The 20,104-nt window shown below is 61.9% G+C and carries 14 protein-coding genes and 1 tRNA gene; 4 read left to right on the forward strand and 11 right to left on the reverse strand.

Annotated elements, in window-relative coordinates:
• Positions 1 to 55 precede the first annotated feature (55 nt).
• Positions 56 to 1,264 (forward strand): chromate transporter, encoded by a 1,209-nt coding sequence (locus CFB39_RS13300; RefSeq protein WP_089473338.1) that lies wholly within the window; start codon positions 56 to 58, stop codon positions 1,262 to 1,264.
• 57 nt (positions 1,265 to 1,321) lie between these two features.
• On the opposite strand, the gene CFB39_RS13305 is transcribed toward CFB39_RS13300, so the two are convergent.
• Positions 1,322 to 1,768 (reverse strand): multidrug/biocide efflux PACE transporter, encoded by a 447-nt coding sequence (locus CFB39_RS13305; RefSeq protein ID WP_089426630.1) that lies wholly within the window; start codon positions 1,766 to 1,768, stop codon positions 1,322 to 1,324.
• A 113-nt stretch (positions 1,769 to 1,881) separates the two neighbouring features.
• Here CFB39_RS13305 and CFB39_RS13310 point away from each other — a divergent pair, with 113 nt between their 5' ends.
• Positions 1,882 to 2,766, forward strand: coding sequence for a LysR family transcriptional regulator (locus CFB39_RS13310; protein ID WP_039370345.1), 885 nt, complete (start codon positions 1,882 to 1,884; stop codon positions 2,764 to 2,766).
• Positions 2,767 to 2,819: 53 nt separating this feature from the next.
• Here CFB39_RS13310 and CFB39_RS13315 read toward each other — a convergent pair whose 3' ends face one another.
• From CFB39_RS13315 to CFB39_RS13335, 5 genes are all read right to left on the reverse strand, one after another.
• Positions 2,820 to 3,278 (reverse strand): CopD family protein, encoded by a 459-nt coding sequence (locus CFB39_RS13315; RefSeq protein ID WP_069248551.1) that lies wholly within the window; start codon positions 3,276 to 3,278, stop codon positions 2,820 to 2,822.
• 249 nt (positions 3,279 to 3,527) lie between these two features.
• The gene (parC, locus tag CFB39_RS13320; RefSeq protein ID WP_089473339.1) at positions 3,528 to 5,849 is read right to left on the reverse strand and encodes a DNA topoisomerase IV subunit A; all 2,322 of its coding nucleotides are present in this window, start codon (positions 5,847 to 5,849) and stop codon (positions 3,528 to 3,530) included.
• Between the two features lie 69 nt (positions 5,850 to 5,918).
• Entirely contained in the window at positions 5,919 to 7,901 is a 1,983-nt protein-coding gene (parE, locus tag CFB39_RS13325; protein ID WP_089426056.1) for a DNA topoisomerase IV subunit B, read from the reverse strand.
• Between the two features lie 241 nt (positions 7,902 to 8,142).
• Positions 8,143 to 10,128: an ATP-binding cassette domain-containing protein gene (locus tag CFB39_RS13330; RefSeq protein ID WP_179257678.1), complete on the reverse strand. Its 1,986-nt coding sequence runs from the start codon at positions 10,126 to 10,128 to the stop codon at positions 8,143 to 8,145.
• A gap of 284 nt (positions 10,129 to 10,412) precedes the next feature.
• Entirely contained in the window at positions 10,413 to 10,817 is a 405-nt protein-coding gene (locus tag CFB39_RS13335; protein ID WP_089426058.1) for a DUF4399 domain-containing protein, read from the reverse strand.
• A 199-nt stretch (positions 10,818 to 11,016) separates the two neighbouring features.
• On the opposite strand from CFB39_RS13335, the gene CFB39_RS13340 reads away from it, so the two are divergent.
• Positions 11,017 to 11,199, forward strand: coding sequence for a rubredoxin (locus tag CFB39_RS13340; protein ID WP_006478164.1), 183 nt, complete (start codon positions 11,017 to 11,019; stop codon positions 11,197 to 11,199).
• Between the two features lie 156 nt (positions 11,200 to 11,355).
• Positions 11,356 to 11,430, forward strand: a tRNA-Arg gene (locus CFB39_RS13345).
• Between the two features lie 547 nt (positions 11,431 to 11,977).
• Here CFB39_RS13345 and CFB39_RS13350 read toward each other — a convergent pair.
• The 5 genes from CFB39_RS13350 to CFB39_RS13370 all read right to left on the reverse strand — a co-directional run bounded on the left by CFB39_RS13350 (position 11,978) and on the right by CFB39_RS13370 (position 19,828).
• Positions 11,978 to 12,241: a PAAR domain-containing protein gene (locus tag CFB39_RS13350; RefSeq protein ID WP_089473341.1), complete on the reverse strand. Its 264-nt coding sequence runs from the start codon at positions 12,239 to 12,241 to the stop codon at positions 11,978 to 11,980.
• Positions 12,242 to 12,259: 18 nt separating this feature from the next.
• Entirely contained in the window at positions 12,260 to 13,942 is a 1,683-nt protein-coding gene (locus tag CFB39_RS13355; RefSeq protein WP_089473342.1) for a DUF2875 family protein, read from the reverse strand.
• Positions 13,939 to 16,023: a DUF3274 domain-containing protein gene (locus CFB39_RS13360; protein ID WP_089473343.1), complete on the reverse strand. Its 2,085-nt coding sequence runs from the start codon at positions 16,021 to 16,023 to the stop codon at positions 13,939 to 13,941. Before CFB39_RS13360 ends, CFB39_RS13355 begins: the two co-directional genes overlap by 4 nt.
• A gap of 10 nt (positions 16,024 to 16,033) precedes the next feature.
• Positions 16,034 to 18,820, reverse strand: a complete 2,787-nt coding sequence (locus tag CFB39_RS13365; protein WP_373452727.1) for a type VI secretion system Vgr family protein — start codon at positions 18,818 to 18,820, stop codon at positions 16,034 to 16,036.
• 549 nt (positions 18,821 to 19,369) lie between these two features.
• On the reverse strand, positions 19,370 to 19,828 hold the full coding sequence (locus tag CFB39_RS13370; RefSeq protein WP_089473345.1) for a hypothetical protein: 459 nt from the start codon (positions 19,826 to 19,828) through the stop codon (positions 19,370 to 19,372).
• Between the last annotated feature and the right edge of the window lie 276 nt (positions 19,829 to 20,104).

A 20,104-nucleotide genomic window follows, 5' to 3' on the forward strand; every position in this document is an offset into this window, starting at 1 on the left:
GGGCCGCCGGCATGGCCGCACGCGAGAGATCGGGCCCCGCGCTCACACCACCAACATGACTACCGTCGAAATCGAAGCGACCGCTGATGTCGAACAGGCGCAGGCGTCCCTGTGGGACCTGTTCAAGGTCGTCGCCAGCATTTCGGCGGTCTCGTGGGGCGGGCTGTCGATGATGGCGCAGCTCGAACGCCACTACGTGGAGCGGCTGAAGCGCATCGAGCCCAACGTCTTCGGCGACCTCGTCGCGCTGGCCTGGCTGGTGCCGGGCCCCGTCGGCTGCAACGTGGCGGTGCAAGTCGGCCAGATCCTGCACGGCCGCATCGGCGCGTGGATCGCCGGCATCGCGAGCGTGCTGCCGTTCTCCATCCTGATGACGCTGTTCGCGATCTTCTATCGCACGCCGCTCGTGCGCTCGCTCGCCGCGCCGATGCTGATCAATCACTTCGGGATGGTGCTCGCCGCGCTGATCGGCGTCACGTGGGTCAAGCAGTTGCGCTCGCTCGCGCGCACACGGCGCGAACAACTGATCGCCGCGCTGTCCACGATTCTGCTCGGTTTCGCGCATAATCCGGCCGCCTTCGTCGGGATTCTCTTCGCCGCGTTCGCGGCCGGCTGGCTCACGGGGCCGCCGCAACGCGACGCGGTCGATTTCACGTTGTCGACCCGCGACCGCAACCTGCTCGTGCTGCTCGGCGTGCTCGTCACGCTGTTCGCGGTGCCGCTGCCCGGCGATTACCAGGCGACGCTGCTGTGGCCGCGTCTCGCCGGCGCCGGCATGACATTGTTCGGCGGCGGCTTTTCCGCGCTGCCCGTGCTCAAGACGCTGTTCGTCACGCCCGCAACCGGCATCTCCGATCACGACTTCACGCTGGCGTTCGCGCTGTCCCCTGTCGCGCCGGGGCCGCTGCTGAACGTCGTCCCGTTTCTCGGCTACCTGACCGACGGCTGGGTCGGCGCGCTGCTCGCGACGGCCGCGCTGTTCATTCCGTCGGGATGCCTCGTCGTGTTTGCGCAGAACCACCTGTCCCGGCTCAAGCGCCATTCGCGTTTCGAGCACGGGATGCGGCTGCTGCGTGCGGCGACCACGGGTTTTCTCGTCGTCGCCGTCGTGAGGATCCTGTACCGCGAACCCGTCGACCCCGTTTACTGGCTGACGGGCGCCTTCGCGACGCTGTGCTTCGCGCGCTTCAAGGTGCCCGTCTATGCCGTGTACGGCACGGTCGCGGTGGCTTGCGGCGTGTGGCTGCTGGCCGCCGCGCGCTGACGGGCGGCGACCACCGCCCCGCCGGGTTCTACCGGCATTCGCCCGTCCAGGCCCTCCTCAACCTGCCTGCATCGCGACCCGGCGTGCCATCCAGCGGGCGCGCAGCGCGTCGTAAGCGAGGTTGAAGCAGAACGTGTAAGGCAGGAAGAACAGCACGATGCCGAGGTCGAGCAGCAGCGCCTCGACGAGGCTCACGTTCAGCCACCACGCGGCGACCGGCACCACCATCGCGACGAGACCGAGCTCGAACGTGACCGCATGCGCGATCCGCATGCCGAGCGTGCGGGTCAGCCCCGCGCGACGCTCGAAGCGGTCGAACAGCGTGTTGAACGCCATGTTCCACGCCATCGCGATCAGCGACACCATCACCGTCAGCACGCCGACGTGCGACACCGGCATGTCGAGCAGCCACGCGCCGATCGGCGCGCACAGCGCGATCGCGACCAGCTCGAACGTCAGTGCATGCAGCAGCCGTTCCGTCACCGTTTTGTTGACCTGTTTCATGATTCCCTCCGATTCGTCTACTTCGTACATGGCCGCCATTTTGATCGGCGCAACCGTATGAATCCAGTTTGATATCATCGGTTTTACCGATATATCACCACCAGGAGCGCCGCATGCGCCACGCCCCCGAAGCCCTGCTCGCCTTCGCCGAAGCCGCGTTGCTCGGCTCGTTCACGGCCGCCGCGCGCAAGCTCGGCAAGCGCCAGTCGACCGTGTCGGAGGCGATCGCGAACCTCGAGATCGATCTCGGCGTGCAGTTGTTCGATCGCTCGACGCGCGCACCGACGCTGACCGATGCCGGGCGTGCGCTGCTGCCGCAGGTGCAGCGCGCGCTCGAGGCCGGCGCGGCGATCGACCGGACGGCCGCGCGGCTCGCGCGTGGCGAGGAAGCGCGGCTGACGCTCGTCGTGTCCGATACGTACCAGTCGAAGCGCTACGAGGAAACGTTGATGGCGCTCGAACGGCGCTTCCCGGCGCTCGAGCTCGAATGCCAGATCGCCGAGCACGAAGACGTGCTCGACCTGATCCAGCAGGGGCGCGCGCAGCTCGGGCTGATGGCCGCGCGCGCGGCCTACCCGGCCGATATCGGCGCGGCGACGATCGCGGAGGAGTCGGAAATCGGGCTGTTCGTCGGCCGCACGCACGCGCTCGCCGAATACGGCGACGCCGACGTGCCGCACGCCGCGCTGCGCGACGTGCGCGAACTGCGCCTCAATACCTATGTGAAAACGGAAGGCCGCGGCGCCGACGACCGGATCGTCGTCGGCACGCAGCACTGGCTGGCGCCAAGCTACCTGATGCTGCTGGAGATGGCCGTGCTGGGGTTCGGCTGGGCCGAACTGCCGCGCTGGATGGTCGACCACTTCGCGCGCGATCGGCTGTGCGAACTGCGTGCGCGCGGCTGGCCGCGCCGTGTGCGGGTCGATGCGGTCTGGTCGCGCAACCGGCCGCTCGGCCCGGTCGGTTCATGGCTGCTCGATGCGATGCTGGCCGCGTAGCGGCGCTTGCCGGCGCACCCGCGGCTGCACGCGGGCCGGCCGGCTGCGGTCAATCAGAAACCGCGCGACAACACCGCCGCGCCGATCGTGACGACGCCGAGCACGAGGTTCACGAGCACGAGCAGGCGCACCGTATTCACCGCGCGTGCGCCGTCCGGCCACTTCTGCGCCTGCACCGCACGGCGGATGCGCGGGAACAGCGCGAACCGGATATGCCCGAAGATCAGCATCATCACGACGCCGAGCCCGGCCATCGCGTGCAGCGACCACGTCGCGTGCGCGCCGCCGAATTGCACGAGCAGGAAGCCGCCGGTCAGCAGGATCACGATCACGGAGCCCGAGACCCAGTTGAAGAAGCGGCCGAACACGCCCTCGATCAGCGGCAACCGAAGCTGCGGCGACAGGTCGGACAGCGCCGGGCGCAGGCAGAAGTTGGCGAAGACCATCCCGCCCACCCACACGGCGACGGCCAGCAGATGAAGAAACAGCGCGACGGAGACAGCATGGGACATGACGGCGATCCTGTGAGGAGTGGGGTGCGGCGAACGGCCGCGTCGCACGCGGCATCGAGCGACGTTCGACCCGATTGTCGCCGAGCGGTTCAGACCCCAGGCGCGATTTCACATTATTTTGCAAGTTCCGCGTGACAGCGCCACGCTTGCTTACCCGAATCCCCCTCCAAAAGAAAAAGCCGCACGTCCGCCGAAGCGGAGGTGCGGCCTTCGATCGCGGCTGAACCGGGCGATCGAACGTGCGCAGCGTCAGCCGAGCAGCGGACGCAGTTCGCTGACGACCTTGAGCTTCGTGTCCGGCGCGCGGCCCTTGCGGGCGCGCTTGCCGACGTGCGGCGCCAGCCCCGCATACGACAGCGTTTCGTCCATCGTCTTGCCGCCGCGGCCGGTGCCGATCAGCACGACGCCGGCCGGATCGATCGCGAGCGCCTGAACGAGCGTTTCCTTGTCGTCGAGCGCCATCAGGATCACGCCGCGACCGCCGCCGGACAGCGTCTTCATCTCGTCCATCCCGAACACGAGCAGGCGGCCGCCGCTCGACAGGCACGCGACCTGCGTCGCGTTCGGCAGCACCGGCATCGGCGCGAGCGGCGCCGCGCCCGCATCGATCGTCATGAACGCCTTGCCGGCCTTCACGCGGCTCACCATGTCGCCGACCTTCGCGAGGAAGCCGAAGCCGTTGCTCGACGCGAGCAGCAGTTGCTGGTCGGCCGGCGCCGCGTAGTAGTGCATCAGGTGCGAGCCCGACTCGAGCTCGATCAGCGACGTGACGGGCACGCCGTCGCCGCGCCCGCCCGGCAGCACCGACACGTCCACCGAGTACACGCGGCCGCTGCTGCCCCACGCGATCAGGCGATCCGGCGTGCGGCACTGGAACGCCGCGTACAGATGATCGCCGGCCTTGAACGAGAAGCTGGCCGGGTCGAGCCCGTGGCCCTTCAGCGCACGCACCCAGCCCTTCTGCGACACGACGACCGTGACCGGCTCGTCCACCACCTTCGCCTCGAAGGTCGCGCGCTTTTCCTGCTGGATCAGCGTGCGGCGATCGTCGCCGTACTGCTTCGCGTCGGCCTCGATCTCCTTGATCATCAGCCGCTTCATCGCGCTTTCGTTCGCGAGCAGTTCCTCGAGCTTCGCCTTTTCGTCGCGCAGCGCTTCGAGTTCCTTCTCGATCTTGATCTTCTCGAGCCGCGCGAGCTGGCGCAGCCGGATTTCGAGAATATCTTCCGCCTGCCGTTCGCTGAGGCCGAACGCGCTCATCAGCGCGGCCTTCGGCTCGTCCGACTCGCGGATGATGCGGATCACCTCGTCGATGTTCAGGAAGACGATCATCCGCCCTTCGAGGATGTGGATGCGGTCGTCGACCTTCGCGAGACGATGGCGGCACCGGCGCGTCATCGTCAGCTGGCGGAACTTCACCCATTCGTCGAGGATCGTCAGCAGACCCTTCTGGCCCGGCCGGCCGTCGGCGCCGATCATCACGAGGTTCAGCGTCGCGTTCGATTCGAGGCTCGTGTACGCGAGCAGCGTGTTCACGAATTCCGTCTGGTCGATCGTGCGCGACTTCGGCTCGAACACGAGCCGCACCGCCGCTTCCTTGCCCGACTCGTCGCGCACCGCGTCGAGCAGGTCGAGCATCGCCTTCTTCGTGTTGAGCTGCTCGGGCGTCAGCGTCTTCTTGCCGAGCTTGAGCTTCGGGTTCGTCAGCTCCTCGATTTCCTCGAGCACCTTCTGGCCCGACGTGCTCGGCGGCAGCTCGGTCACGACGAGCTGCCACTGGCCGCGCGCGAGATCCTCGATCTTCCAGCGCGCGCGCACCTTCAGGCTGCCGCGGCCGGTTTCATAGGCCGCCGCGATTTCGGTGTCGCTCGAGATGATCTGGCCGCCGCCCGGGAAATCCGGGCCGGGAATCAGGTTCATCAGCTCCGCGTGCGAGAGCTTCGGATTGCGGATCAGCGCGACCGCCGCGCCCGCGACTTCGCGCAGGTTGTGCGACGGGATTTCGGTCGCGAGGCCGACCGCGATGCCCGACGCGCCGTTCAGCAGCACGAACGGCATGCGGCTCGGCAGCGTCTTCGGCTCCTCGAACGAGCCGTCGTAGTTCGGCATGAAGTCGACCGTGCCCTGGTCGATCTCGTCGAGCAGCAGCTTCGCGATCGGCGTGAGGCGGGCTTCGGTGTATCGCATGGCCGCCGCGCCGTCGCCGTCGCGCGAGCCGAAGTTGCCCTGCCCGTCGATCAGCGGGTAGCGCAGCGAGAAATCCTGCGCGAGACGCACCAGCGCGTCGTACGCCGACTGGTCGCCGTGCGGGTGGTATTTACCGAGCACGTCGCCGACCACGCGCGCCGACTTCACCGGCTTCGCGTCCGGGCCGAGGCCCATTTCGTTCATCGCGTAGAGAATCCGGCGCTGCACCGGCTTCTGGCCGTCGCACACGTCGGGCAGCGCGCGGCTCTTCACGACGCTGACCGCGTAGCTGAGATACGCCTGCTCCGCGTAGTTGCCGAGCGTCAGCGCGTCGGCATCCGGTGCATCGGAGCTGGCGAAGAGATCGGAAGTGTTGTCGTCCATCTGAATTCCGTATTCGTAAGTGGCGTAAGGCCGGGCCGGGCGTCATGCCCGGCCGCGCAGGTGTTCGGCTTAGATGTCCGCTTCGACGTCGTTGCCCTTTTCCTCGAGCCAGCCGCGCCGCGCGGCTGCCTCGCCCTTGCCCATCAGCATCGTCATGCGTGCGACGGTCGCCTCGTAGTCGAGCTCGCCAAGCTTCACCGGCATCAGGCGGCGCGTGTCGGGGTTCATCGTCGTATCCCACAGCTGCTCGGCGCTCATTTCACCGAGACCCTTGAAGCGGCTGATGCTCCATTGCGTCTCGCGCACACCGTCCTTGCGCAGCTTGTCGAGGATCGCCTCGAGTTCGCCTTCGTCGAGTGCATAAAGCTTCTGCGCAGCCTTCTTGCCGCGCGCGGGCGCGTCGACGCGGAACAGCGGCGGGCGCGCGACGCACACATGGCCGCGCTCGATCAGTTGCGGGAAATGCTTGAAGAACAGCGTGAGCAGCAGCACCTGGATGTGCGAGCCGTCGACGTCCGCGTCCGACAGGATGCAGATCTTGCCGTAGCGCAGGTTCGACAGGTCGACGCTTTCATCCGGGCTGTGCGGATCGACGCCGATCGCGACCGAGATGTCGTGCACCTCGTTGTTCGCGAACAGGCGGTCGCGCTCGGTTTCCCACGTGTTCAGCACCTTGCCGCGCAGCGGCAGGATCGCCTGGTATTCCTTGTCGCGGCCCATCTTCGCGGAGCCGCCCGCCGAGTCGCCCTCGACCAGGAACAGCTCATTGCGCGCGATATCTTCCGTCTCGCAGTCGGTCAGCTTGCCGGGCAGCACCGCGACGCCCGAGCTCTTGCGCTTCTCGACCTTCTGGCCGGCGCGCGTGCGCGCTTGCGCCTGCTTGATCACGAGTTCGGCGAGCTTCTTGCCGTGCTCGACGTGCTGGTTCAGCCACAGCTCCAGCGCCGGACGCGAGAACGACGACACGAGCTTCACCGCGTCGCGGCTGTTCAGGCGTTCCTTGATCTGTCCCTGGAACTGCGGATCGAGCACCTTCGCGGACAGCACGAACGATACGCGCGCGAACACGTCTTCCGCGAGCAGCTTCACGCCCTTCGGCTGCAGGTTGTGCAGTTCGACGAAGCTTTTCACTGCCTGGTAGAGACCGTCGCGCAGGCCGGATTCGTGCGTGCCGCCGGCCGGCGTCGGGATCAGGTTCACGTACGACTCGCGCACGAGCGAGCCTTCCTCGCTCCATGCGACGACCCACGACGCACCCTCGCCTTCGGCGAAGGTGTCGTCGCCCGAACGCGAATCGGCAAAGCGCTCGCCTTCGAACAGCGGGATCAGCAGCTCGCTGCCGTTCATTTCGTCGAGCAGGTAGCCGCGCAGGCCGTCTTCATACTTCCACGTCTGGCGCTCGCCCGACTTCTCGTTGACGAGCACGACCTCGACGCCCGGCAGCAGCACGGCCTTCGAGCGCAGCAGGCGCTGCAGTTCGCCGAGCGGCAGGTTCGGCGAATCGAAATACTTCGGATTCGGCCACACCTGCACGCGCGTGCCGGATTTCTTCTCGCCGCGGCCCGCGCCCTGCGTCGCGAGCGGTTTCACCACGTCGCCTTCGGCGAAGCCGAGTTCCGCGATCTTGCCGTCGCGCCAGACCGTCACGTCGAGGCGTGTCGCCAGCGCGTTCGTCACCGACACGCCGACGCCGTGCAGGCCGCCCGAAAACGTGTAGGCGCCGCCCGCGGCCTTGTCGAACTTGCCGCCCGCGTGCAGGCGCGTGAATACGATCTCGACGACCGGCACGCCCTCTTCAGGGTGCATGCCGAACGGGATGCCGCGGCCGTCGTCCTCGACCGAGACCGACTGGTCGGCGTGCAGCGTGACCGTGATCTGCTTGCCGTAGCCGCCAAGCGCCTCGTCGGACGCGTTGTCGATGACTTCCTGGATGATGTGCAGCGGATTCTCGGTACGGGTGTACATGCCGGGCCGCTGCTTGACCGGCTCGAGACCCTTGAGCACCTTGATCGATGCTTCGCTATAGGCCGCGCTGGGTTTCTTCGTTGACATAGGCGCTGAATTTCGTCATTCATCGGGACGTTGTCCACACCTCGTGTGGATAACGTCGTGGACAAAACGTTGAGTTCCGTAAAAAAGCGAATCGAAACAACGGTGTGCTTGGACTGCTCCGAAAGCGGGCGCGCGGCGTGCGCTGCGCTGCCCGGGACGCGCGGTATTTTACTGGTTCCGCGTGGCACGCCAATCGCGGAATCGCGCGCAGCGGCCGCCGGCCGCGCGACGCGTCTGCGTTTTACGCGGGCTTGCGCTTCGCCTCGAGCGTTTCCCACCGCTCGAGCGCTTCGAGCAATTCGTCGTCGATCGCCGCGAACCGCTCGGTCAGGCGCGTGCCTTCCTGCGGATCCTTCGCGAAAATCGAGCCGTCTTCGAGCCGCGCATTGATCGTCTTCTGCTCCTCTTCGAGCGCGGCGATCTTCTCCGGCAGCGAATCGAGCTCGCGCTGCTCGTTGAACGACAGCTTCACCGTGCGTTGCGTGTTGCGGCCCGCGGCGCTTTTCGCCGCTTCTTCCTTGACGGGCGCGGCTTCCTTGACCGCACGCTTCGCGGCTTCCTGCTGCGCGAGCTGATCGGCGCGCGCGCTCTGGATCTGCCAGTCGCTGAAGCCGCCCACGTATTCGCGCCACTTGCCGTCGCCCTCGGCCGCGATCACCGACGTCACGACGTTGTCGAGGAACGCGCGATCGTGGCTGACGAGCAGCACCGTGCCGTCGTAGTCGGCCAGCAGCTCCTCGAGCAGTTCGAGCGTCTGGATGTCGAGGTCGTTGGTCGGTTCGTCAAGCACCAGCACGTTGGCCGGACGCGCGAACAGGCGCGCGAGCAGCAGCCGGTTGCGCTCGCCGCCCGACAGCGACTTCACCGGCGAACGCGCGCGTTCCGGCGCGAACAGGAAGTCGCCGAGATAGCTCATCACGTGCTTGCGCACGCCGCCGATCTCGACCCATTCGCTGCCGGGGCTGATGGTATCCGCGAGGCTCTTCTCCTGGTCGAGCTGTGCACGCATCTGGTCGAAATAGGCGACCTGCAGGTTGGTGCCGATGCGCACCGTGCCTTCGTCGGGCTTCAGTTCGCCGAGGATCAGCTTGAGCAGCGTCGTCTTGCCGGCACCGTTCGGGCCGATGAAGCCGATCTTGTCGCCGCGCATCACCGTCGTCGAGAAACGATCGACGACCGCGCGGCCGCCGTAGCGCTTCGTCACGTCGGTCAGCTCCGCGACGATCTTGCCGGACTTCTCGCCCTGCGCGACATCCAGCTTCACGTTGCCCAGCGTGTTGCGGCGCTCCGCGCGCTCGTTGCGCATCTGCACGAGCCGCGCGATGCGGCCGACGCTGCGGGTGCGGCGCGCTTCGACGCCCTTGCGGATCCACACTTCTTCCTGCGCGAGCAGCTTGTCGAACTTCTCGTTTTCCACGCGCTCGATTTCGAGCTGCTGTGCCTTGCGCGTCTGGTACGCGGAGAAATTGCCCGGGTACGACAGCAGCCGGCCGCGATCGAGATCGACGATGCGCGTCGCGACGCGATCGAGGAACGCGCGATCGTGCGTAATGAACAGCAGGCCGGCGCGCTGCGCGACGAGCAGTTCTTCCAGCCAGCGGATGCCGTCGAAGTCGAGGTGGTTGGTCGGTTCGTCGAGCAGCAGCACATCGGGCTGCAGCACCAGCGCGCGCGCCAGCGCGACACGCTTCTGCATCCCGCCCGACAACGCATCGACGGGAGCATCGACGTCCGCCAGGCCGATCTGCGCGAGCGTCATCGACACGCGCGTGCGCCAGCTCCACGCGTCGTGCGCATCGAGCGACGACTGCAGCGCGTTCATCCGCGCGAGCAGCGCATCGTGCTCGGCGCCTTCGGGTATATCGGCGAGGCGGTGCGCGATCGAATCGTATTCTTCGAGCAGTTCGCGCGTGTGCGCGAGCCCCGATGCGACTGCCTCGAACACCGTCGCGCCCGGCTCGAACTCGGGCTCCTGCGGCACGTAGACGGTCACGAGTTCCTGCTGGCGCGTGACCAGCCCGTCGTCGGGCTTCGCGAGCCCGGCGACGATCTTCAGCAGCGACGACTTGCCCGCGCCGTTGCGGCCGATCAGGCCGACGCGCTCGCCGGCTTCCAGCGAGAAATCCGCGTGATCGAGCAACGCGACGTGACCGAACGCGAGCTGCGCACCGGAAATGGAATAGAGCGACATGGGGAGACGGCGAAGAGAGAAATCGGAAGCGCCCATTGTACCGGTCGCGGGCGGCGTTGCCGGTATGGCCGGACGGATAAGGCCGGCAAACGGGTTGGGAGGCGGGTTGGAACGTGCTTTTGGCGGCAGGCAGGCGGGGCGTCGATCGAAGCGCATCGACGCAATGCGCTTCGATGGCACGCGCCGGGTGCGCCCGGCTTCCGTTCGCGGACGCTGGGCCGTGCGTTCCGGGCAAAACGCCTGCGTCGGCCGGATGCTGCGGCCGTCCGATCGACCATTGCGCGCCGGACGCCCTGGGCGTCCGTCCGCGGCACGTGCAATTACTTCACGTTGACCGTAATCGTCGAGCTCAATTCGGGGCCGTACGAGCGGTGCATGCCGTCGCCCAACTGTAGCGTCAGCGTGTGCTGGCCGGGCGGCAGCTTGATGTCGGTCTCGGTCTGCGCCTTGCCGAAGTGCAGCGAACGTTCGCTCGCGGGGATCACGTCGCCCTTCGGAATCGGCCGGCCGTCGATCAGCAGGTGATGATGGCCAGTGTTCGGCGTGTTGTCTCCGGCGGGTCGAAGCTCCATTCCTTCGAGCCCGAACTTCACATGCACCGGGTTCGACACCGTCGCGCCTTCGCTCGGCGCTTCGAAATACACGCGCGCCTCGGCCCGCGCCATCGTCGATACGGCCATCGCCGCGACGCATACCGCACCTGCGATCCACTTTCTGTTCAGCATCGCATTCTCCTTATGATTGGACAGCCTCGGAAGCATACACCGCACGCACGGCAGGCGTGTTTCGGTTGCGTTGTTCGCGATGCGTACGTTTAAAACGACGTTGCGGAGCCGTTCGACGAAATTCCGGTACCATTGCGCCTTTCGTCCGCCGGCCACGCCGCGGACGGCATCACCGAATTTCCATTTTCCCGAGCGTTACATGAGCGAAGTAACCGAATACCAGAGCTGGGTCTGCCTGATTTGCGGGTGGGTCTACAACGAAGCGGAAGGGCTGCCCGACGAAGGCATTCCGGCTGGCACCCGTTTCGCCGACATTCCCGCCGACTGGCGCTGCCCGCTGTGCGATGTGGGCAAGGAAGATTTCGTCGTCGTCGATTTCTGATTCGCTGACGCGCTGATTTCCAATCGCGGGTGATGACGCGATCACGCGCGTCGGCATGCATTCCGCCCCGCCGACGCGCCGCGCGTTTGCTATACTCTGCGCGCTGTCCACACCGCCGTCCGGTTCGCGTTTTTCTGCGTTTCCCCGGACATGGCGCTCCCCGTAGTTCAATGGATAGAACAAGCGCCTCCTAAGCGCTAGATACAGGTTCGATTCCTGTCGGGGGGACCAGTCTTCCCCTCTCGTGCGATCCCCAGAATTCCGGCAACCCGTGATAGCATAAGGCTTCGCGGGTTTTTTCAATTCCGCATACGTCCCGGGACGTACTGCGACAGCCGGGGTATTTGGGGGTATCTCTCGGGGTATCCAAGATACCCCTTGGAGGGATACCACCTTCGATTCTTCGCCCCCATACCGTCGAACAAGGACGATGCCTCGACGAAAAGGCGACAGCGTTGGTGACCAGAACGAGGACCCGGATATGCATCTCCAATTTTCTCGAACACGCATCGTGAGGGCACCGCAGGATGCGGTTTAGGGGGCGAGACCAATGCGTCAATCGCTGGCTGATCGACCTCGATAGAGTCGAGTGTCTCCCCCTGACTTGAGGAAGTCGTAAGGTGGACGTCCGCCGCCGTAGGCAAGCAAATCGTCACTGCCCTCACACGAATCCTCCGCAATGAACGCTAGATAGTATTGCGCAGTTGGCCCTTCACGACCAACGACGTTCACCATCGGCAGGGACCATTCCGGTCCCCAACCATCGGCGTACGCGCTGCTACGCACGTCCCGATGTCGGAATCGACGACATCAGCGCAGCGCCACACGATGTCTTGTGACCGTCAAAAGCAACCGCACGACCATCAATGCGCACGTTCTCGTCGCCTTCCACGATTTCGCAGTGGTCGTGACCAGACATGGGGCAAGTGCAGCGATCCCCAACGCATGCGACGGCTCGTCCCATCACCGTTGAATTCTCGCGGCCAGTTTGAACACGCCCACCATGCGAAGTCGAGTCACCGACACGTATTACACCGCGCATACGCGCCTCCCAAATTGGTTAATGCGGCATCCGATATCGGAAGGGGTTCGGGCCACGATGCTCCGAATTCTTGGCCTTGGTTGCCTCGTCCGGGGGACTGACCATCACAATGCTCGCTCGACCATCGTCCATCAGATTGATCGTCGCACTACTTCCGCCTTCCTCATAGTTCGCGATAGTCGCGAGCGACAATTGGACGAGCGCCGAGCTAACGCCAGTATTGCCGATGCGCCGACCAACATCGTAGCCCTCCTTGACGTTACCAAGATCGATACCTTCCGTGTTCCCGTGCAACGCTTGCGTAAGTGGAATCGTCCACTCGCGATCTCGGGTTGTGTCATAGAACACTCGCGTAGGCCTTGCGCCATCCGGTAGCGTCGCCACCGCCTGCTTCCAGCCCTCCTGCAACCGCTTCACTTGGTCAGTTCGCTTCAACAGCTTCCCGTTGTCATCGGTCAACTTGATGTCGACAGGACGATGAAGGTAGCCCAACAAAGGTGCCTCATCGAACTCCTCGACTTGCCAGTTGGCCCAGCGAACCGGTAGATACGGACTTGACTGGAATTCTCCTGGCCCCTTGTTGGTCACCTCTTTCCACAACTCGGGCAATTTCGATATCCACCAGTCGGAGCGCATTGTCGAAGGGCCATAAAAGTGCCCGCCAGCTTCAGCCTCTACCTTATCGGAAAAAGCACTATCCTCCTTCCAGTAGAAGTTCCACAGCTTGACGACGTCGTATTGCGTCTTTGTGTTATCGATATCACCCGGCATGTCGACCTGATATGGGCGAACGAGTTTATTAACGCGATCCGTTCTTGCAACAAGCAATGCACTCATGCTATCGATGACCGGTGGAATAAACGCACCCTGCGGCTCTTTTGGTGCCCCGGGTGTATTTAGCCCCCAACGATTAACCATACCATCTTGACTCATCACCAGCGCAGCCGGAACATCAGGATGCTCGTCGAAAAATTTAAAAAGCTTGTCGATAGCGGGTGCTGCGCTGCTGGCATTAGCGTCATCCAACCAAAGAAATTGAGTAACGCCAAGCCCGGCCTTTTGGCGCACATCGGAAATTTCATATGCCGCTCGATAGTGGCTATCAGCCCCTTTGGGCGGCCCATAAATAATTACAGGAATTGGCCAGTGATCAACAGCTTCGCCAGCGGCATATTTAAATGAGGCACCAGCAGCCACTTCCGCAAAGGTCCTACGCTCATCCGGATTTTCCCCGTAATCCCTCGGATCGGAGGAAAGAACCGTCTCGTAGTTATTCGATTTTGTGACAATTTGCTTCCAGATCGTGTCTTGGTGTCGCCCCGTTACCGCCAACCCAACCGCACGAATCTCCAATGCGTATTTGGCACCCGTCCCTGCCAAAATTTTAGCGTTCTCGGAGTTCGTCTGCGGCGTGGTCAGTTCAGCTGCGGTCGCAACAGGCTGCACTGCCGCAGCCCGACCTTCGCCATGCGACGCTCGCCAGACCCACTGCCCAGCATATGCAGCGGCAACCAAACCTACAATTACCAAAAAACCGTTGCGTATCGTACTACCCATATGCGGATCCTCGATGCCAGTGTTTTCCCAGTAGTGATACGACCGCGCCAGCGTAACAGCTGTCCAAGCCAACGCCAGCGCGACAAGTATCAACACGTACCCGCGCAACCGGGGGCGCGACAAAGGTGACAAGCTTACATTCATTGGCGTTTCTCGCGTTGAGCAAATGTCTCCCCGTCCACCATCTTTGGTGGCGTTTTGGGAACAATGTCGGACGGAAACTCTCCCCGAGAATAATACTTAGAACTTTTTTCAATTATCCCCTGAGATGAACCAAGCAAATTTCCATAACATTTGTTATTCTGAACTTCTTTAAGTTTTGTTGAATCCAACTTCCAGTCAGCAATCGCCACCAACAGCTTTCTCATATCCGGATCATCGAGACTGCGTGCCTGACCAATCGCAACATCCATAGCCGCAACACGTCGCATGTTATTCGAGTCTCGATAAATCGCGGAATGGTATGAATTATCGTCCCATTTACCACTATCCGTCTCCAGTCGCGCGCGTGTCTCGTTGGGCGATTCCTCGCGCTCCCAATTTATTCCATACCCGTCGGCCGCGCGAACGACGTTGGTTTGATCCTCGGGGTCCGCAATCTTGCTGTTATACCATTTCATGATTGCCGGACTGCCTTGCTTACGCACATCTTCGGGCAAGCCCGTCAAGGGAATAAACTTCACTTTAGCTTTTGGATTACCGAGAAGAGTGTCACGCGCCACGTAGTCCGGTTTATCCTTACCCGCCTTGCGCTCCGTGCCACGAATTGCTTCATCACCATAGAGATTTGGCTGATACGGGGGAAACAACTCGTCCGCGTTAATCAAGCGTTTCTCAAACTTTCGGTCGTCCCCAAGGTACTGACCATCATAGTATTCGGGCTTCTTTCCGACGAAACGGGGTCGGCCGTATAAATCGGAAGAAACCTTCGACCAGAGTCGCTGATAGAACCGATGCGTCTTCAGCACGTCCATCGCCTTTAGCGTGGTCGTGGATTTCATCGGCATCCCCAACAACTTGCGTGTTCCCTGCCATATTTCGTCGACAGTATCCGGCACACCATGCGTGCCGATACCCTTGACTGTCATGAGATCGACCGTGGTGTCCTCGGTGCAAAAGTACAAGTAAACTTTGCCTCGATTGTCCCGTTCCGTGAACGGATAGGCCTTGCCATCCTTGTCTTTTCGGCTTGCCTGCGCGGGACTCCACCCGCGGCCGGTGCGCCCCTGATGATCAGGGTTGTCGTCCTTACAGATGAGTTGCGATAGCGGCGGCTCTGAGTGTGGATGTGCAGTGATTGCCTGGACAATGTTGATGAGAGTATTGAGCTTGCCGCGAAGCGTGTAAGGAGTCGCACTCGGCTGAGCAGCCTGAGCCATCGCAGGCTCAGTCAGGCTGTATGGACTGTCAGCCAAAATCACGCAATCAGCGCATCGCGAACCGTCCTCTTTACTCTCAGCAAGCATTGCCTGCGCAAGCAGCGTAATAACGGTCCCTTGACTATGGGCCATTACCGTCACCGTTTCGTTCGGGTCAACTCTCCGGATCTCCCGAATCAACATTGCAAGACGTACCGCGGCCAGAACGTAGTAGTGCCGCTTCGGGCTTGACGAACTGTACTGGTAGTCGCTCATGAACAGACCAGCGCCCCAGTTGGCAGCGTTGTCCATCCAGCCAGCATCGTACATTGCCGGAATATTCGTGGTTGCATTGTTGAACATCCCACCGCCTTTCGCGAACTTCTTGCCCAAGCGGTTTCCGTTGCCGTCCTGATACTGACCACGAAACGTCGACGGATTTTTTTCCCCGCCTTTGATCTCACCGTCCGACGCTCGATATCCCCAATAAAACGGGATAAACATACTATGAGTTTTGTCCTGACCTTCAGTGATTTCGGTTCGCTGATAAAGATAGGTGTCCGGATCGTACTTGATGTCCTTCCACTGATCAAAGTTGGGATTGTCACTCTTATATTTCACGGCCTTGTTAAAGAGCGCACCATACACACCCGGCTTCAGATCGCTGCGACTGAGGCGTTCGTTCAATCCTTCGCATAACCCCTGCTCGATGTGATCATAGTTGGCACCCGGATCATTAACGCCATGCAAGAAAATTACAACGCCTGGCCGATCGGCCGGAATCTGGACGTTTCGCGGACCGGGACGATTGGACATCGTCACAGCCATGCCCTGCGAAACAACAGTCGGTTGCGAGATATTAGTCATCGTAGCTAGCTCAAGCGAGCGGATTTTTCAGGATATCGATCTTGACGATCCGCATCGCATCGTCCGATACGAGATCTGTCAATCCGTCAGGGCCACTCTTGCCTTCGACGACGCGCCCATCATCCAGCGTCATTCGATATGCGCGGTTCGCGGCAACCGGCGTGTCGCCGTCTTGTCCCGGAAAATGCAATCGGAAACGCTGATCGGTTGGTTGGTTTGCGAAGGAAGTCTTCGAAGCTTGTTGCGTTGATGGTCCGCCCCATTGATGCGAAGCTGATAGCAGCTTGATATCGCCGTTCGTGCCGAGCGTCACACCATCGCCGATCTTGATATAGCTGCCATCCTCAGCGACTAGCCGAATCGTTGGTGCGGTCACCAACACCTCGTTTTCGTTGGTCGCGATCTTAACCCCCTTCTGCGCATTCGCCGTTAGCGAATCAGCCTGAGCCTGCAGCAACATCGGGCCTTCGCCCGCGACGGCTTGCACACCCGTGCCACGCGCAAACAACTGCATGCCCTGACCCGCAGTTGCGTTAAAACGCTGGCCGCTCATCAACTGGAGATGCTGCTGCGCGACCTGATCGATGTTCTCACCCGCGTAGGTAACATGCGTCTTTGGAGTGACATTGACCGACCCTGCCTGCGCGCCTAACGCCATCAAGGCCTGCGACGTTGCTGCCGGCCCAGATCCGGATTCCGACGTACCGCTGCTTGGTGCCCAGCTCTTGAAAGCTTGCGAAACAGCGGCCTGACCTGCCGTATCAGCGGCTTGGCCGCCGTGCTGCCCGGCGTAATCACCGAGTGACTTAAATAGCTCAGTACATTCACCAAGCAGTTGAAGTAATTCGTCGCGGTCGAGTTGCCCGCCGCTCGCCTGCGACCGCGCATAGGTGGTCAGCAGAATGCCTTGCGCCGCCCGTAAAGCGGCCGCTGCATCGGTGCGCAGTTCCGCGCCTTCACCACGATCCTGCCCCACACCGTTGTCACGTGGTTGGGTCAGGTAGCCAAGGTTCAATTGGGTATGCGCATGCTCACTCGCCAACTGGCTGGAAATTTGCCCCGGTGTATCGTCGAGCCTGAGCTGGTTATACCGCTTGCCCTTAATTTCCTTTGTCTTGATCCCGGACACATAACGGTTTCCCGGCAATGAGCCGGTATGGGTGAATGTAGCCGGCTGATTCACGCCGTTCCCCAGCACCGAAATGATCACCAACCGGTCGGGATCGCCCCCGATGCTGCCCAGCAAAACCTCCATTCCGGCGCGAGGCAGGAACGAAGCCCCGAACTGTGTTCCCGCTAGGCTCGATGCGACGCGTATCGGAGCACTATCACCAACGTTGTCGTTAGTGCCAGCGCCTTGCGCGTGGGTGTGATCCGCCGGATCGAGCCCTTGGATCCGCACGTAAACTCGGCCGAGTTCGTCGCAGACGACTTCCTCTCCATTACGCGTCACGATCACACCAGTCAGCAGGTGCACCGGCGGCAAATCGATTTTCGGATCGTAGGCCGGTGTGAGCGGCACCCCACGGCGCACGCAGGTGAATGTATTTTCGTAACGCGTGTCCGCCTCTTCCGCCGACGCAGACGGCCGCGGTCGTGATTGAAACGCAAGATTGTGGCTTGCAGCGAACAGTGCCTGCACGCGTTCGGTCAATCCCTTCGGAAGATTGTTCCAGACCTCGTGATCGATCGATGTAAGGACGAACCGTCTCTTGTCGATCGACTGCATATCCAAGTCTGGATCGCCGGCCAGGGTGATCCATGTGCCAACGGCAAGATCGCGGACGCCGCTTGCTCCGTCGTACTGCTCTGCCTCGAACTGATGCGCCAGCATCCGCGCGCGCGTGAGCCGTTCATGATCGTCCCACGAGTCACCCGCATGCGGGACGTCGATCGCCACGTCGGTCAAGAGCTTCGCAAGATCATTGCCGGCCTCGCCCTGATCGACGCTGCCCGCCACAGTCGATTCGTCGATTCGAGCCTTCTTGTAGTCCCACGATGGGCGGCTGGTCATGCCCGGCACCAGCCGCGCATGCAGCGCAAACAACGTGACCGTATCGCGCTCCTCCGTGCCGGCATCACGAGGGTGCAGGCGCACCGTACCGGCTGGCGCTTCAGGTAGCGACCCGGGATCATCGCAACACACCAGTGTATGAGTCGGTGTGTCGTCATGGGTAGTGCGCTCACTCTGAGCCGTCCCGGCTTTGGCGAAAACCGTGATCCCTTCGCGACGCAACAGGCGACGTACGAATTTCGCGTCTGATTCGTTTACCTGTCGAGTCAATTCGCGAGCCGGATAGCGATCTCGGCTCACACCGGACAGGTCGAACTCAAACGCACGAGCAAGAGCAGGACTGCGCTGCCGCCATTCGTTGAACAGCGTACCCAGGATGTCAACAACACTCAGCTTGCGAAACACTCGAGAATTGGTGCGCTTGTCCATCAGGGATAGCGCGTCGCAGATTGTGAGCTGGTACACACAGAGTTCGCCGTCGCTCTGACCAATCTGTACGTCCTGGACGATCGCGTTGATCAAATGAAGCTGACCACGGTCAGTGACAAGCCGCACCGAGATAGGCACGCCAATGAACAGCTTCGGTGAAAGATCATGGCGAGCTGATACGCAGGTGAGGTGTCCGTGGATGCCGGCCATTAACCCCTCGCGAACGTTTGCGTGCTGAAGCGCAAGCAAATGCCCTAAGGTACTTTGCAACCGACCAAAGTTCAGCGCTACAGGACGCCTATTCCAGTCAACCGCCCCCGCGGCAAAGCTACTTATTGTTTCGGATAGTGACACAGCCGCCCTCTCGATTTTTTTGATTTCGTATTGATTTAGGCGATCAACCCACATACCGGGACGAGTGAATCACCATTTCGTACATTACAGGATACCAAATCTGCAGACGAGAGCAGGAGATTGGGGCAGCACCTACATGTACATAGGCCTCATTTAACCAAAATTGACAGGCTGGCACGCAAATGCACCGAACCTTTCACAGCAGAAAGATTGTCAATTACTTGGCTAATCGTGCCATCTGAAAGCTATGCGAAGGAGAGCACCACAAGCGCGTCCCTTCCATAGACATAGCTTCTTGCAAGCCGCTGTCCGTCTCTCGTAGGGTCATGTCGATCAAAGAAGCAATGCGCATCCAACTGGTGGTTGCTGCCCGTCACATCCAACCCTCCGCGTTCCGCCGATCTAAATCGATGCTCGGCCCCATCCGTCATCAATACCATCTCCCAGGCTGCAGGCTGGCACGACAACCCAGCAAGTACGAAAACATCAGCACCAGCGGTCACAGATCGTTGCAGCGATGGTCAGCTCTTCGCCTGCCATGTCGCGCCTCTACAAGTCTTCGCTATCCGGGCTGATCGGGAATCCGAGGAAGCCCTGAACCCCTTGCCTCGGCTTAGTCGCTTCTCTCACGCTATTCGCTTGGGATTGGGGGCGTTCCGAGTCAATGCTGGTCATACCGCTTTGCGACGACTTCGTGTTCGGACCTGGCACCGGTTGACACCGTTCCGCTTCCCGTCCACCGTGCCGAGCTCGTCCCTTTCCATCCGCACGACGCATCGCATATCTCAGAGAATTGAGGCTCACACCGATGCCGTCTTGTGCTGCTTGTTCAACCAGTTCCGGCAGCGTGTAACCCTTTTCGCGCGCTGCGCTGATTTGCTTCCGAATCGACTTGACGCCATCCCCGACCTTGACCGACTGCTCTTCTTTGGGTTTTTCCGGCAGTGCGTCAAGTCTGCGACCAAACGCTTCCCACTGCGCTCGCGTGAAACGTCTGGATACCGACATGACTCGCTCCGACATATACCGTTGATAGCATCTTGCGCAGGCATCAACTCAACGTCAACACTGGTTGAATGCGGTTTTCAGACGAAAGGAACGCATCAGCAACCAGAGGAATGTCTCGGAATACAAAATATTTTTATCTTGCCGTCCATGTCCCATTCGACACGCGCGGAAGCACACCCGCCCTCTCATTCGTGCACACCCACGTAAATCTCGGCGACCATCATACGCTTGGCACGTCACGCCCAAGAACACCGAGAATGCATTCGATCGCACCAG

The organism is Burkholderia sp. AU6039 (assembly GCF_002223365.1).
Lineage (GTDB): Bacteria > Pseudomonadota > Gammaproteobacteria > Burkholderiales > Burkholderiaceae > Burkholderia.